Origin of the sequence: Actinoplanes flavus (assembly GCF_017592555.1) — a bacterium.
Lineage (GTDB): Bacteria > Actinomycetota > Actinomycetes > Mycobacteriales > Micromonosporaceae > Actinoplanes > Actinoplanes flavus.
Window position 1 is genome coordinate 229,174 of record NZ_JAGFNS010000002.1, and the last position, 14,899, is coordinate 244,072.

Here is a 14,899-nt window from a genome sequence, read left to right on the forward strand (position 1 = left end):
CAGGGCGGCTCGCCACGATGTGGGGCGTCTGCGGATATCCGTCGAAGCCAGGCATCATCACCGTTCACGGCCGCCTCTTCGTGTGGTGCGGCTGTGGCGGTGTGCCGGCCGGCGCGGCTGCTTTGCTTCGACCAGCAGCCGATGGACGAAGCCGAAGGAGCGGCCGACCTTGGCGGCGATGCCGCGGATGGAGAGCGGCTGCTTCTCGTTGGTGTAGAGCCCGACGACGGTGGTTCGGAGTTGGTCGCGGGCTGCGCCGGTGACCGGGACACTCGGGCGGCGACGTCGGCCGAAGCTTTGCTGGTCCGTGTCGGACGGGCTGAGCGGGGCAGGTGTCACGGCTGCTCCTTCGCTGGGGACAGATCACGGGAAGGGGCGGGAAGCCGGGCCTTCCTGAGCGGGTCATGTGGTGCCGGGGGGGCGCGGGGTGGGCGCGCCCCCCCCCGTGCCGGGGGTACCTGCCCTGGGGGGCCCCGGGTGTTGGCCGCCGCCTCGTCGGCGAGACGAGGCGGCGGCGCCGCTGGCCTGTTGGTGGACCGGTCGGCGGTGGCGGCGCGTGGACCGCCACATGCCCGGCCCGGATGAAGAGCTGGGGGGTCCGGGCCGGGCAGCTGGTCAGGTCACCCGCGCCCTGCTGGCGCCGGCCGGCCGCCACATTGGGTGCAGCTGCGGGCTGTCGGGGGTGACCTGGTAGGGGACGAGCGCTTCGAAGCCGAACCGTTCGTACACGCGGCGCGTCGCCGGGCCGGTCGCTTCGAGGAAGGCGGGGCGGCCTTCGTCGTCCAGACCGGCATGGTGGTGGGTGAGCAGGGCGGCGCCGAGCCCGCGGCGCTGCCGGCTGGGGTGTACGGCGAGGAACGCGAGGTAGTCGTGTGGCTGGCCGGTCGGATGGTGGTGGTGCATGGCCTGATCGAGGGCGAGGAACCGGTGCAGGGCGGGGCCGACCGCCTGGCGCAGCCGCTGGACGTAGTCGTCGATGACGATGCCGAACTCGTTGTCAACGGCGTACCAGAGCGCGACCGCGTCCTGGTCGATGACATGGACGTGGCCGTGCTCGACGGCGTGTTCAGCGAAGATTCGGAAGTAGCCGGGGTAGGCGAGGGCCCGGTGACGGGGATCCGGGATGAGCCAGGGCCCGAATTCGCCGCTTTGGAACGCGGCCGCGAGGAGGCCGGTCACCAGCGCGACGTCGTCGGGTTCGGCGCGGCGGATTGTGATGTAGGGGTGGGTCATCGGGGCACCGCCGGGTGGGGGACGGCGGTGAGTGGGGCGATGGCGGCTGCGGCGCCGTCGCCGATGACCCGGTAGACGTGCGGTCGGCGGGCGGCGAGGTAGCCGGCCCACAGCAGGCCCGCCACCGCCGCCGCCAGATACAGCGCCGGCAGGATCCGGGCGACCGGGTCGTCGGGCGCCAGGCCGAGGAGCCGGTTGAAGTCGAACACGGTCTGCACGCTGATCCAGCCGAGCGCGACGGCCGCCAGCACACCGGTGAGGATGCTGCTGGTGACGCCGGATGCGTCGCCGGTGCGCAGCCGGGCGAAGTAGGCGACCACCGCCGTGGAGGTGAGCGCCATCAACAGCAGCACGCCGAAGCCGCCGAGCACGGTGAGCCAGAAGAACATCTGGGTCAGTGGGTCCCAGCCGAACCAGGCGTAGCAGCCGACCGCGATCACGGCGAGCCCGGTCTGGGTCAGTGAGCCGCCGCGGGGTGCCTTGGACTTTGGGGCGGTGGTGCCGAGCCAGCGGGCCAGGATGCCTTCGCGGCCGAGGGAGTAGAAGTAGCGGGCGGCGGTGTTGTGGAACGACAGCATCGCGGCGAACAGGCTGGTGATCAGCAGCAGCCGGCCGATGGTGACGATGAACGCGCCGACGTAGGGGGCGGCGAGGTTGAATGTCAGCTCGGGGCCTTCGGCGGTGGCGCGGGCGACGACCTGGTCGGGGCCGGTGGCCACTGAGATCGCCCAGGTGCAGAAGGCGTAGAGGCCGCAGATCATCGCCAGGGCGATGAACGTGGCGCGGGCGACCGTGCGGGAGGGGTCTTTGGTTTCCTCGGCGAACACGGCGGTGCCTTCGATGCCGACGAACCCGGTGATCGCGATGGCCAGGGCGGTGCCCGCCTCGTCGCCGAGCAGCCCGGCTGGTTGCAGGGTGGTGTAGGTCAACGTTCCGCCGGCGGGGTGGGTGACCTGCGCTATCGCCAGTACGAGGGCGACGACGGTTTCGGCGATCAGCAGGGTTGCCAGGACCTTGCCGTTGAGGTCGATGCGGCTGACGCCGAACACCGCGACCAGGACGACGCCTGCCCCGGCGATCAGCCACCACGGGACGGTGATGCCGTGGCCGTCGAGGAAACCGGCGGTGATGTAACCGAACCCGCCGACCAGGCCGATCTGCATGGCGTTGTACGCGAGTACGGCCATGAACGCGGTCGCGACGCCGAACGGTCGGCCCAAGCCGCGGGTGACGTAGGTGTAGAAGGCGCCGGCATGCGAGATGCGGCGGGCCATGGCGACGAACCCGACCGCGAACAGGCCGAGGGCGATCGCGACGGCTATGTAGGCGACCGGGATGCCGGTGACGGCGGTGACGGCCCAGCCGGTGGTGGCGCCGGAGCCGACCACGGTCAGCGGGGCGGCGGCGGCCAGCACGGTGAACACCAGCGGCCAGACACCGAGTTTGCCGGCAGCGAGGGTCTGCAACACGACGCTGCCCTGCGAAGCGGGGGCGGAACGGGACACGGGGGTGTCTCCTCAAGTAGACGAATCAGCAACGGAAAAAGGGGGGTCGGAAGAGGGCTTGAACGGGCGACGCCTCAGGTGGCGGTGTTGACGGCGTTACGCACGGCGGCCTCGGTCAGCCCGACCAGTAGCCGGATCGCGTCGGGGGCCTTGTCGGCTTCGTAGCGCAGGGTCTCGGTGACGTTGATGTCGCGTGATTGCAGGACGGTGCGGTGCCAGTCGCAGGCCTGCAACAGTCCACCCAGCAGCTGGTCGGACGTGGCCAACTCGTCGCCGCGGTTCAAACGGTTCAGCAGCCGCGCCCAAGGCCAGGCGGCGTTGGACATGTCGGCCGGTCGGTACGTGACCCGCCGCGTGAGCAGCCTGCGCGTCTCACGACGGACGACATGCCCGCCGCGGACCATCCGGTCGGCGACCTGGCCGTAGACACTGTGGGCCAAAAACGGCAGCCAGATCGTCACCGGATGGGTTTCGCGCATCAGATGGTCCAGCACGCTGTGACATACCGCGTCGTTCGGCGGCATCCGCGACACCACGCGCGCCTCGTACGCCGCGGTGATCGTGAGGTGCCCGGTCAACACCAGCTCGCCGAGCAACGCTCCCGCGAGTACCAGCCCGGCCACGTCCGGATGCAGTAGGAGCTGGCCGTCGCGCTCGCTGTGGATCAGCCGGAACAGGTCATCGGCGGGCGGCGCATTGCGGACCACACCCCGAGCTCGCGGCACGAGCATCGGTGTGGGGCCCGGCGCTACCGCGGTCCCTGTCGGCGGCGGTTCGGGAGCCGGCGGCCAGGCAGGAGGCGGAGAGCTGTTAACCGGGGCCTGCTGGTCACGCTGGTGCCGCCCCGGGGAAGTGCTCACCACGCTAACCCCACGACACAGTTCCTTATGGCCGATCGTCGGGAGGAAGGTGGGGCGGGCACGCCCGCAGCCGCGACGCCAGGAAACAGCGCGCCCGCCCTACCCCGGCCGGCTCCCAGCTGCTCAACCAGGAACCGGAGTTCTCCCTGGCGCGCCGTGGCTCCGGAGCCCACCGGCAACGCGGGCGTGCGCGCATTCGGCGGGCAACAAGCGACTTGCCCGATGACGATGTTCATCGCATTCCCTACATAGGGCACGGTCCGGTTCGCGTTCGGACTGTGCACGCGGCTTTCCGCCCCAATGAGGATTTCTTCCCGGCGGGCGGGCGCTCAGCTTGACGTCGCAAAATGGGACGGGCTGATGGTTTTTCACGCGCCCTTAAGGATCACAGCAGTATCGATCGAACGGAATACCAAATCGATGTGCATCGACGGTCGCAGATCAACATCCATATTGCCATGACCAGCCACTTCAAGGGAGCGAAACATGATCCACGGCGGTGTGAGCGTTGTCATCGTCATCCCCGATAAGGAAACGCTGACGATACTGATTCTGGCCGTAGCGCCGCCTATCGATCCCCATGCGCCGCACGAAAGATTCGGCTCTCCTGCGAAGGCCGGCGCCTAGAGATCTGCCGATTGATCCTCACATCGAGCGGATCCCAATGAGTGCGCTGACCGCGTCTGCCTGTCGCTTTCCGCGAGCCGCCCACGAAGGGGCAACCGAATGCCAAAAGCGCAGCCAGAATTCCGCTGGTATGCCGCCGGCCCACGACAAGGAGCCGGTGCTCACTGCTGCTTTCCGGCGGTGCGTGCCGGGCGCTGCCAGGCGCCGGCACGGGTTTGACGCCAATCGCTGCCGCAGCGGCCGGTTCGGGGAGAGCGGCTCGCACTCTCAATTCAGGGCGGCGCGGGCTGTCTCGGGGGTTGCTGGGCGTGGGCCGCGCCTGCCGGTCGTGGTTACGGGAGTCTCCCCACGACGCCGTAGAGGCTCACCTGCTCAGGCGGCGGACGGTCGTTCGGGTCGTCGACGGGGCGCCAATCACTGACCGCGACGAAGCCTGGCTCCAGGACATCCAGACCGGTGAAGAACGAGGCGATGTCGTCCTTCGTGCGGGTGCGGGCGTCAGCGGCACCCGAGGCGTACATCTGCTCATAGGCGGCAGCTTCTTCGGCGGTCACGAAGTCCGGCGTGCCATGCGAGACGATCAGGAAACTGCCCGGTGCGGCTGCGTCCAGCAGGATGCGGACCACCCGCTGCGCCTCGGCCAGGTCGGGGATGAAGTGCAGCACCGCCGCCAGCACAATGCCCACGGGGCGGCGCAGGTCCAACGCCTTCGCGAAGTCGGGGTGCTCCAGGATTTGCTCAGGACGGCGCAGGTCCGCCTCAATGTAGGCCGTGTATCCCGCCGGGTCGCCCACGGTCAGCGCCCGTGCATGCGCCCCGACGAGCGGGTCGTTGTCGACATACAGCACCCGCGACTCCGGTGCGACCTGCTGCGCGATCTCATGGGTGTTGCCAGGCGCCGGCAGCCCGGTGCCGATGTCCAGGAACTGACGCACACCGCCCTGCGCCACGGCGTCCACGGCGCGACCCAGGAAGGCACGGTTCGCCAAGGCCGCCTTTCGCACCCACGGGAACCGTTGCGCGATCGCGTCACCGGAGGCCCGGTCGGCCTGGAAGTGGTCCTTGCCGCCGAGCCAGTAGTTGTACCGGCGGGCCGGGTGTGCCTTGCCCACGTCCAAGGTGCTCGACCTCCACGGTGACGCGCCGTCGGATACCAACCTAACGGCGGTGTCGGGAGTGGATAATCCGTTTCCCCTGCCGGACCGCGGCTCCGGGGGCGAATGGTCCGCGGCCGCGAGATCCTCGGCCTGCCGGCTCACCGTTGCTGTCCCGTCGGTCTCTGCGTCGTCGGGCCCGATGTCGTCGACCACCGGTTCCAGCGTCCGCTTGTGGTAGAAGCCGAGGTCCCTGTCGTTGTCGACCCCGAAGAACTTCCTGAAGGCGGCGCGACGGTACCTCGAGGGCCAGAGGACCTCGCCGCGCTGATACCGGCCGAATTCGCGTTCGTCGAAGAGACCGCCGTTGGCGGTCGCGAGGTCAACGTCGGGGAAGAGCTTGGCCATGATCTTGTTGAGAACTTCCACTGCTTCCGCCCGTTGCATGCGCGCAGGCCGACCGTCGGGACACGTTTCCGTCGCGGACGGCATCCGCAATAGCCGCGCCACCAGCTTCGGGTTCGACGATGCCTTGCGCCGCCTGCCCGGCGCGTCGGAGCGAGGCGCGGTTCGATCGAGCTCTTCAGTGGATGTAGGCATGGATGCCTCCTTCTCATGCCGTTGGTGACGCGGACCCGGCGTCACCAACGCGTCCGCGATGATCAAGATCTCCTCGGCGGCGCGCCTGGCCGGGTGCGCGGTCACGCCGCCACCTTCACTGTGGGCGGCTGGCAGGCAGGCAACAGCCGCACCCGGCTGGCCCGATAGTCACGCCGCGGTCGTTGGTAGTCCGGTCGTACCCAGCCGCCCAGCGCCTCCGCGAACCCCGCGTCCGGCATGTTCGTCCTTAGAAACGCCTCCGCGCTCAGCCCGTGCCGGATCGCGGCGGGTAGCACGGCGCACCGGCCACCACCACTGCGATACGGCCCCAGCTGCTGGATCGCGGACTCCGGGTGAGCGAGCACCAGCTCGCGCGCGGCGTCCAGCGACGACTGCTGCCACACCGCCTTCCTGGCGTTCACAGGGTGTCCCACGTCAGATGCCGGCGGCAGATCCGGTCGTGGTAGCGGCCGATCCGCAGATCATCGGCGTCGATCAGCCGGCCGACCATTAGCCGGTACCTGCCGGGCAACACCGCCAGCGCCTCGACCTCGACAAGCTCGGCCTCGCGATAACGGCCGCAGCGCCGCAGCATCATCAGGTACGGGCTGACGATGTCTTGCCCCAGCCACGGGTCATGACCCTCCCGGTCCCGCCAGCCCCGCCATACCCGGCCGGCGAGGCGGATGGCATCCCCGCACCGGCCGAGCGCATGCAGGGACACCGCCTGGCGGACCCGAGCCACATCGGCCGCGTCCGCGTCGCCGCACCACACATTCGCATCGATCGCCGCCTGATAGGCGTCGGCTGCCCGCGGCCACCACCCGCAATCCACGAAGGCCCAAGACTCGGCGACCTGAGCGGCCAGCCGAGCCGCTTCCACCGTGCGCGGATGACCCCTGCCCCTGAGCAGCGCATTGGCGGCTCGGCTGTAACCCGCCCACGCCACGCACGTTGCGGCAGCATCGGCATAGGTGGCTCGGCTACCCAGCCGGATGTGCACAGCGTCGGCCAAGACGAGGTCCGGCGCGGCGAGCACTGGATCGATTCCCGCGAACAGCGGCGCTACCAGCTCCCCTGCCCCGCGACAATCACCGTCCTCGGCCAGCAGCGACGCCCGACCCACGACCGCGGCCCGCGAGTCCATCGCCATCACGTCGGCACCGGATGCTGGGCTCGAGGACGGGTTCACCACCGAGCCATCCTGCTGGCCGTCCGTGCAAGTCTCATCCAGTAGACCGGTCAATCGGCGCCGTAGGCGCGGACTCAGCGGTTGGATTCCCAGCAGCTCGCGAAGAGCGCGTAGCTCGTCATCACCGAACTCCTCCGCAGGCTCGTCGGCACCGTCCGAAGAAGGCCCCTGATCCTCGAACGCACTCATCACAAACCTCCCCAGATGCAGGGCGAGACACATCGTGGCGCGAACGCGGCTGATGGCCCTGCCAGGCACTCCCGCCGGCCCGCAGACAACGCTCGAACAAGCTGCGCAGAAAGGCAGGACCCCGCGTCGGTTCGGCCCTGCACCGGCGACGTCACGACACTCCTACTCCACTACGACCGGCCTGCCAGCCGACGGCGGGTACTGGTTCCAGCAGCCGGTGTTGCGCACACGGACCGCACTACCAGGTCAGTCATGGCGTCTCACCCCCCGCCGGCTGCCTGCTCAAGCATCCGTTTCGTCCTACACGGCCATGGCATCCGGCATGCGCACGTCAGCCGCAACGGATCGCGCCAACACCACGTCGGCCGGTGCACTCCTCCAGCGCCGCTCCAGAAACGAGAGGCCATGGCAACTCCTTACTGGTCCGTCTGACGGTCGAGTCGATGGGATGGCTTATCGCCGCTACTGCGCGGAACGTCATGGCATCCGGCTGCCGTACATGTCCGCGGCCAGGCAGCACGAATACCAACCGCCAAGGGCGCCGGATGACGTGTGAGCGCTGATGTTGTTCACCGGCACTACTGCTTCCCGCGAAGATGACGACCGACATCGATCAACCTGCCGGCTGCGGCCGAGAAGCGATGCCCGGCTTGATTAACCGGACTCTGCGGCTCCGGCACGACTACCTCACGCCTCCAAAGCGGCCACAGCTCGATCGGATAGTCAGCAATCACGATCGGCTCCTCGTCGGCCTCATAGCCGTGCCGTTGGAAAGATCTTCGAGCCAGTTCGCCGGGGACCGTCACATACCGCGGCCCAGATCCGGTGATGAACCTGCGGGGCTCGGTGATCAGCCTCGTCCCGATACCCCGTTGCTGGTGCGCAGGCAATGTGCCGAGATAAGCCAGGTGCTCATGCGCAGCAACCGGATGACGCTCGACGAGCGCTCGATCCAACTTGAAGAGCCGCCTCGCGAAGCCCGACGCGTCAGGGCCCGGCCATGTCGGCTCGGCGAAGAACACGGATTGCTGCGAACACGGAAGCCACACTGCGACCGCGACCGTTCCACCGGACACCTCGACGACGCGCACGACACCATGCCGCACACCGTCGGCCACCACGGTTCGGAAGCGCTCGAACAGAAGCACGCCGCAGACGGCATTACTCTCCAGCCAACGACCGATCGGGCTGACCAGAGCTGCGGAGGCAAGTACCCCCGCAGCTGTGTTCATGTCCCAGGGTGTGGCGTCGCGAATCGCCAACTCTGTCGACATGGCCTCAACCTCCGCCCGTCAGGTCCGCTGCGGTATCGATCGAAAGAGTGTTCCGCCGAACCTGGCCGCCTGTTCAGACGAAGACCTGGTACGGGCTGCTTGCCCAGATTGGAGACCGAAAGCGGGCGGGCCAGCACCGATGTCGTGCTTGATGTCATCCATCTGCGGCATGCGGCTTCGGCTGGTAAAGATTGGGCTGACCCGCTTCGGCAGATATACCCGCGGCAGCGAGCACCGCGACGACGGCCGCAGGTGGGAATCCGAGCCTGTCGGCGATCGTGATCACCGTCTGCCTGCTGCTCGTGTAGCGGCCGAGGATCGCGGCGCGAATGCCAGGGCTTGCCCAGACGTCCGCGTTCTGGAGTGCGGGCTCCACGACGACGGGGTGCCGTCTGGCTGGCACGTTGAATTTTGGGGTCGCCGGTGAGTTGTTCGAGTACGGAGTGGCGAATCCTGACAGCGGGCCGGGGCCTGCGGTGCCTGCCTGGTAGTAGGCCATGGTCCGCGCTGCAGATTCCTCGATGTCGCCTGATAGCTGGCTCGTCGCCGAGTAGATCTGAAGCGAGGTAGGCGGCAGCGGCCGTCTCTGCAACGACCAACAGTCCACTGTAGGTTCGGAGCGTTTCCTGACCTGCCGTCGTCAGGCCGCACTGTTCAATCAGCCGCAGCGCCTGCAAGAGCAATACTGGGCCGTGGAGGAGCATCGGCTGATGGTGCGGTGTCCAAGCGTGCAAGACGATGTCCGCCTGGCGCAGAGCGTTCTCACAGTCACCACTGGAGTGCAGCAGCCGCGCGAGCGCCAGCCGAGCGTGGGCATGCTGATCGGCGGGGCCGCAGCGTTGATAGTGCGAGGTCAGGGCCCGGCGCAGGTCGATGGCTGCGGCGATGCAGTGATGATCGCGAAGCACATCGGCGAGGCGATCGCTGGCTTCGAGCGTGTCGGAGTGGCCGTCGCCCCGCAGAACGAGCGCGGCGCGATAGGCATACATCGCCCAGGGCAGCTGGACCTGGCTCGCGGCGGCAGTTCGAGTGTGCAGGAGAGCGGCCTGCAGCAGCCGCTCGTCAAGCGGTGTGGCATGCGTGTCCAGTAGCGCCAACCGATGCCCGAGGTCGGTCACGGAATCGTGGTATCCGCCGGGGCCGGTGCTGGTTCGCAGGCGATCACAGGCCGCTAGCAAACCGGCAAAGTCATCGGAATGATCGACAAGCGCAACCGCCGGATCCTGGCGTTCGAAAGTCAGGTAAGTACTCACGTCTTCCCCATCAGCATTCGAGACGGGACGTATCGGTCAGCCCTGTCCTCGGCCAGCAGCAGCGCCCGTCGTGGCGGGTGCGGCCACGGTCACGCGCAGTCCTCGTAGTCCTCACTCGGCCCCACCGCCCGACGCGCCACGGCTGCGTCCCCGCGGACGACGGCGCATCACCGTATAGCCCCGTTTCCGGATCTCGCCGCTACGCATGGTTAAACCATGACTGATCCATGTGGACCGCGTAAGGCCGTTTACAGGACTTTTAAAGGACTTGGAATATGAGAACTACGCTGTAAGACTCTAATGCGGCATGGAGAAGACCTCTGGTTCTATGCTTCGGAGACCAGCAGTGATGGGAGAGCATGATGAACCCCCGCGCCCGTGGGAACACCGCCCTCAAGGCCGCACGCCAGCATGCAGGCTTTTCCTCGCAGCAGGCGTTCGTAGACGCGCTAAATCGAGCCGCGCCCCGAATCGGTCTAGGTCAGATGGAAGTGAGCGTTCGGCAGGTTCGACGGTGGGAGTCAAGTAATCCGCCCTGGCCCCGTGCGGAACACCAACGACTCCTCGTTCATGTTCTCCAGCTTCCGGTGGAGCGACTCGGCTTCACGCCTCCATGGGAAGCCGCAGATCCTGCCGCTGCCCGCGGCGCCTCCGCCGTCCATGGCGGCCATGCCGGACCGGGAACGCCACTTCCCTCGGCATCGAGGTCGGTTCAGCCACCCACGATCGGCGCCGATTACAGCGCGATCACAGCTGCACATCGTCGAATGTATTCGAGTGTGCAACCGACCCACCTGCACCTCGCGGTCGTTGAACATACGCGGCTAGGACTCCAGTTGCTCACGGAGACAAGCGGGGTAGCTCGTCGGGTGGTCTCGCTCGCATTGGCCGAGTCGTTACTGCTCGCCGGCCGAATCGAGTTCTTCGACCTTCGGCAGTCCGAGGAAGCTGACGCAACTTTCATCCGCGCCTTGCAGGCCGCCGGGGAAGCCGATGACTCGCTGTTGGGCTCGGCCATCCTCGCGCACGCGGCTTTCATCCCCGGCTGGAACAATCATCCGGCGGAGGCTGCCGAGCGCCTTCGAGCCGCCCGGACTTACGCCCGGCGAGGACCGGCGTCCGCCGAGTTCCTGGCATGGATCGATGCCGTTGAGGCCGAATGCAGCTCTCGTTGCGGGCATCCCGGCGATGCGCTTACAGCCATCGACAGCGCCGAGGACGTTCTCGCGTCCGAAAATGACAACCACTCGCCTGAGTGGTTCACATGGTTCTCCGCCGCTCGACTGGCGGCCTTCAAGGGCAACATCCAGCTCCTCGCAGGCCGCTACTCCCAGGCGCGGAGTTCTCTAACCGAGGCATTAACCGGCCTGGAAGCTGGCGAAAGCAAGCAACGTGCGGTAGTTCTGGCTGACCTGGCCACCGTGGAGGTGTCCCAGGAAAAGCCCGTCGAATCATGCAAGCGCCTGCACGAAGCTCTCGATCAACTCGCGGTCACTTGGTATGCGACTGGTATGGAACGTGTCCGCAAGGTTCGCGAAGGTCTCCAACCATGGGCCGACCTCGATGAGGTTCAGTCGATCGACGACCGGCTCTACGGCTGGAGCACGACGCTCAACGCCCTGCGAGGCTGAGTGTCTCAATTCGGGCAGGCAGCTCCGCCAACGAGTCGATACGCATCGTAGGCACCTGAGCGGCTTGAGGATCCTGCTGCTGAATGAACCCCCAAGGCCCCCGGCGTATCAGAGCCGTCTTGAAGCCCGCAGTGTTCGCGGGAAGAATGTCGTTGTCCAGGCGATCGCCCACGTAGATGGCTTCTTCCGGCTTGCACGGCATCGACGCCGCCACCGCGTCGAAGAAGGCGATGTTGGGCTTCGAGACGCCCCAGTCGTCTGACGTGGCGATCATGTCGCTGGGTAGGTCGAGGGCACGGAGGATGCCGCCCGCTCGTACGGTCTGGTTTCCGGCAATGCCCACCCAGAGTCCTCTGTCGCGTAGGGCCGACAAGGCTGGACGGACATCAGGGTAAAGATCCTCTTCGCCGAACCACTCCGGCTGGCCAGCGGCTGCACGCTTTTCGCGCTCCTCCGCTAGGTCGAAGCCAGATCGGAACACCTGAAAGGTCTCCCGGTAATCCAGTCCTCTCGCGATCACCGCGCCGAACACGGCCGAGAAGGTGTGCCGTGGTACTCCGAGCCAGTCAGCCCAGGTGCCGTACTCTCTCGCCTCATTTACGAGACACTCACCAACGTCGAAGACTACTGCTTGGATCACGCCGAGCAGCCTAGCCTCTGATGCGGAGGCTCGGTGGGCACAGATCGTCCGTTCCGCAGATCAGCGCTCCCCTGGCGGGCCAAATGCAACCGTCATAGCCAGGTGCTCGCCCTCACGAACGCTGGCTGACCGTCGCTGAGCAGCAGACTGGCGGCCTGGACGGGCCTGTCAAGATAACGGCTCTGGCTCACATTCGGTGGTGACGTGCTGTAGCGGCACTGTGGAACTGAGCGAGAGGCCCTGACATCGCCAGTTCGGGATAGGTCGGCCTTTACTTCGAGCCGACAGAGGCAGCAGCCCACTACCTTTGGTCGGATAATTCCGAGCTACCCAATGCAGCCAGTCGGGATTCGGGCCGGTTACTCACTGCTACCACCGAAAGTGAGACAGAGCCGTTATTCGTACAGTCCCGCCTGGACCTGGGGAGGAGGCGAGTGTGGCAGGTAGCCGCGCTCGCTCTCCCGGGCGCCGGGCACTCGGGACGACGGCTGCCGGTTCGCTTTGCCATTCGAGCGGCATCGGCGGTTACGGTAGCGTTCTGTAGTGATGTGCATCTATGTTGGTGCGGTCAAGGCCTTCGGGGTGTCCGGTGGCGCTCAGGAGTGGGTGCGCCTGCTGAGCGGTCGTGTAAGGATCACTGCTGTGACCGCCGCAGCGCCGACGATTCTGGCGACGACAATGGGGTTTCACCGCGGGGGCCGGGCGTGGACACCGTCGCCCGTCTTCGACTTGGCGTTCCGGTTGGCTGGTGATTCGGAGCAGCCGCGGCTGTGCCTCCTGGCAACCGGTAGTGGTGACAGCCCGTCCAGCATCGTAGGGTTCTACGGCGCGTTCGCCGGGAGCAGGGTGCAGGCGTCGCATGTCGCATTGTTCGAGATGCCGAATGTGGAGGACGTGGCGTCCCATCTGCTCGCTCAGGATGTGATCTGGGTCGACCGGGGAAGTGTGGTGAACCTGCTCGCGGTCTGGCGAGCGCATCAGCTCGATGAGGTGTTGCATCGATGCTGGCAGGCCGGTGTGGTGTTGGCGGGTGAGTCGGCTGGGTCGTTGTGCTGGCATGCGGCGGGCAGTACCGACGCGTACGGGCCGGGCTTGTCGGTCACTTCCGGGTTGGGGTGGCTGCCATATGCGAACGCGGTGCACTACCGGGAACGCCGTAAGCATTTCCACCGGGCGATGCGGGACGGGCTAATGCCGGACATCGGGTACGCCACTGATGTGGGAGCCGGGTTGGTCTATCGGGGGACGGACCTGGTGGAGGTTGTTGTGGACCGGTCCGGCGCGGGTGGGTACCGGGTGCAGGTCGCCGGCGGCGAGGTCGTGGAGAGTGCGCTGCCGGTGCGGCGGCTGGGATAGTCAGCCGGCCAGTCGATGGGTGACCTCGCGGACGTCGTCGCGGTCGGGCCAGCGGGCCAGTACGGGCAGCGCGCGGCGTAGCTCCGTGATGGTGGTCCGTGAGGGGATCGTTGAAGTGGTGTCCAGGACGTTCAGGATCAGTTGGCAGGCGAGGCCGGGTGCGCCGGCGTGGGCGTGGGCTTGGGCGAGTTTGGCGGTGGTGATCGCGGAGGTGCGGGCGGAGCTGGCGCTGATGCGGGGTAGGCGGGGGCTGAGTGTGTCGATCGCGCGGTTGCCGGCGCCGAGGTAGACATCGCAGGTGGCGGTGAAGATGCTGAGCAGGTCGTCGTCGGGGACGCTGGCCTGTCCGGGTGTCGGCAGGCTGCTGCTGTCGTCGGGCTGCTGGAACAGCGCGGCGGTCTGGTCCAGCGCGTATCGGGCCTGGTCGGGGCGTCGGTTGAGGGCGTATCCGTAGGCGATTTGTTTGTAGGCCAGGGCCCGGACTCTTGCCGGTGCGGCCGGTACCCGTAAGGCGCGTTGGGCCTGTTCGACGGCGGCCACGCCGTCGCCGGCGTGGCTGATGGCCAGCATGGAGCGGCGCACGTGGGTGTACGCGGCCATGCCCGGCCAGCCGGCATGGTGCGCCCACTGCTCGGTGCGGTCGGTCCAGTACAGCGCAGACGGCAGGTCGCCTGACTCCTCGGCCATCCACGACAACGACTCGTCGTAGCGGGCCAGAACCAGACCGAACCGTGCTCGCAGCGGCGGGGGAGCACGGCGGTGCAGCACCTCGGCCAGAGCGACCTGTGCGGTGAGTGGCCGGATCAGCCTGGCGGGCGCCATCACCCGTGCGGCGTTCTGCAGTCCGGTAAGGGTCGTTTCCAGGCCGGCGAGGACCTCCTCGTCGACCGCCATGTCCTCGGTTGCGTGCTGCAGGCCAGCGAGCAGGGTGCCGCCGACCGCACCGATGCCCGCTGCGGCGAGCAGTTCCCGGCGAGAGATCGGCACCCGGATGCCACGACCGGGTATCAACACGAGCACCACGTCCTCGCCGAGGTCACGAACGTTGCGGTCACTGTCGCCGGGCCCACGGGTGTCGGCGAGGGCGGTAATCGCGCCACCGGTGTCGTAGAGCAGGTCCAGGGCAGTGGCCAGCCACGGAGCAAGGCTACGTCGGCCGGTCTCCACCTGCGAGAGCAGCGAGGGCGCACAACCCACCCGGCGGGTGACCGCGTCCAGGGTAAGCCGCCGGCCACTGCGAAGACGGCGCAGAACCGCGCCGAGATCAGGGTCTACGTGGGTGGCGTCGTTACCGGGTCTCTTCACAGTTCTTCACACCCCGCCGTGCGAACCTCGGTTCACCGAGACGCTGACGTCAATCTATGCGTAGACGTGGCGGGAAAGACAGCATGCCGGGCTTACTCCCGGGTGGTCGGCACCCCCACGCCGGGAGGCGACGCTGTGAG

15 protein-coding genes are annotated in these 14,899 nt (G+C 67.4%); 4 read left to right on the forward strand and 11 right to left on the reverse strand.

What is annotated here, in order from left to right:
* Positions 1-57: 57 nt before the first annotated feature.
* From J5X75_RS43895 to J5X75_RS04060, 4 genes are all read right to left on the reverse strand, one after another.
* The gene (locus J5X75_RS43895; protein WP_208465909.1) at positions 58-339 is read right to left on the reverse strand and encodes a helix-turn-helix domain-containing protein; all 282 of its coding nucleotides are present in this window, start codon (positions 337-339) and stop codon (positions 58-60) included.
* A 276-nt stretch (positions 340-615) separates the two neighbouring features.
* Positions 616-1,233 (reverse strand): GNAT family N-acetyltransferase, encoded by a 618-nt coding sequence (locus J5X75_RS04050; RefSeq protein WP_208465910.1) that lies wholly within the window; start codon positions 1,231-1,233, stop codon positions 616-618.
* On the reverse strand, positions 1,230-2,738 hold the full coding sequence (locus J5X75_RS04055) for an APC family permease (RefSeq protein ID WP_208465911.1): 1,509 nt from the start codon (positions 2,736-2,738) through the stop codon (positions 1,230-1,232). Before J5X75_RS04055 ends, J5X75_RS04050 begins: the two co-directional genes overlap by 4 nt.
* A gap of 74 nt (positions 2,739-2,812) precedes the next feature.
* Positions 2,813-3,445: a GOLPH3/VPS74 family protein gene (locus tag J5X75_RS04060; RefSeq protein ID WP_208465912.1), complete on the reverse strand. Its 633-nt coding sequence runs from the start codon at positions 3,443-3,445 to the stop codon at positions 2,813-2,815.
* Between the two features lie 639 nt (positions 3,446-4,084).
* On the opposite strand from J5X75_RS04060, the gene J5X75_RS04065 reads away from it, so the two are divergent.
* Complete coding sequence (locus J5X75_RS04065; RefSeq protein WP_208465913.1) at positions 4,085-4,225, forward strand: hypothetical protein; 141 nt, start codon at positions 4,085-4,087, stop codon at positions 4,223-4,225.
* Between the two features lie 332 nt (positions 4,226-4,557).
* Here the strand turns inward: J5X75_RS04065 and J5X75_RS04070 are convergent, their stop codons facing one another.
* The 5 genes from J5X75_RS04070 to J5X75_RS04090 all read right to left on the reverse strand — a co-directional run bounded on the left by J5X75_RS04070 (position 4,558) and on the right by J5X75_RS04090 (position 9,073).
* Complete coding sequence (locus J5X75_RS04070; protein ID WP_307797913.1) at positions 4,558-6,024, reverse strand: SAM-dependent methyltransferase; 1,467 nt, start codon at positions 6,022-6,024, stop codon at positions 4,558-4,560.
* Positions 6,021-6,341: a hypothetical protein gene (locus J5X75_RS04075; RefSeq protein ID WP_208465914.1), complete on the reverse strand. Its 321-nt coding sequence runs from the start codon at positions 6,339-6,341 to the stop codon at positions 6,021-6,023. Before J5X75_RS04075 ends, J5X75_RS04070 begins: the two co-directional genes overlap by 4 nt.
* Positions 6,338-7,300 (reverse strand): hypothetical protein, encoded by a 963-nt coding sequence (locus J5X75_RS04080; protein ID WP_208465915.1) that lies wholly within the window; start codon positions 7,298-7,300, stop codon positions 6,338-6,340. Before J5X75_RS04080 ends, J5X75_RS04075 begins: the two co-directional genes overlap by 4 nt.
* 578 nt (positions 7,301-7,878) lie before the next feature.
* Positions 7,879-8,574 (reverse strand): GNAT family N-acetyltransferase, encoded by a 696-nt coding sequence (locus J5X75_RS04085; protein WP_208465916.1) that lies wholly within the window; start codon positions 8,572-8,574, stop codon positions 7,879-7,881.
* 154 nt (positions 8,575-8,728) lie between these two features.
* Positions 8,729-9,073, reverse strand: a complete 345-nt coding sequence (locus J5X75_RS04090; protein ID WP_208465917.1) for a hypothetical protein — start codon at positions 9,071-9,073, stop codon at positions 8,729-8,731.
* A gap of 229 nt (positions 9,074-9,302) precedes the next feature.
* Between J5X75_RS04090 and J5X75_RS04095 the strand changes: the two genes are divergently transcribed.
* On the forward strand, positions 9,303-9,665 hold the full coding sequence (locus J5X75_RS04095) for a hypothetical protein (RefSeq protein WP_208465918.1): 363 nt from the start codon (positions 9,303-9,305) through the stop codon (positions 9,663-9,665).
* Positions 9,666-10,189: 524 nt separating this feature from the next.
* Positions 10,190-11,458, forward strand: a complete 1,269-nt coding sequence (locus tag J5X75_RS46600) for an NsdA family TPR-like regulatory protein (RefSeq protein ID WP_504739687.1) — start codon at positions 10,190-10,192, stop codon at positions 11,456-11,458.
* Here the strand turns inward: J5X75_RS46600 and J5X75_RS04105 are convergent.
* The gene (locus tag J5X75_RS04105; protein ID WP_208465920.1) at positions 11,439-12,098 is read right to left on the reverse strand and encodes an HAD family hydrolase; all 660 of its coding nucleotides are present in this window, start codon (positions 12,096-12,098) and stop codon (positions 11,439-11,441) included. The two genes, J5X75_RS46600 and J5X75_RS04105, sit on opposite strands and share 20 nt — an antisense overlap.
* A 642-nt stretch (positions 12,099-12,740) precedes the next feature.
* Between J5X75_RS04105 and J5X75_RS04110 the strand changes: the two genes are divergently transcribed.
* The gene (locus tag J5X75_RS04110) at positions 12,741-13,454 is read left to right on the forward strand and encodes a Type 1 glutamine amidotransferase-like domain-containing protein (protein ID WP_208466151.1); all 714 of its coding nucleotides are present in this window, start codon (positions 12,741-12,743) and stop codon (positions 13,452-13,454) included.
* Here the strand turns inward: J5X75_RS04110 and J5X75_RS04115 are convergent, their stop codons facing one another.
* The gene (locus J5X75_RS04115; RefSeq protein ID WP_208465921.1) at positions 13,455-14,759 is read right to left on the reverse strand and encodes an NsdA family TPR-like regulatory protein; all 1,305 of its coding nucleotides are present in this window, start codon (positions 14,757-14,759) and stop codon (positions 13,455-13,457) included.
* Positions 14,760-14,899 lie beyond the last annotated feature (140 nt).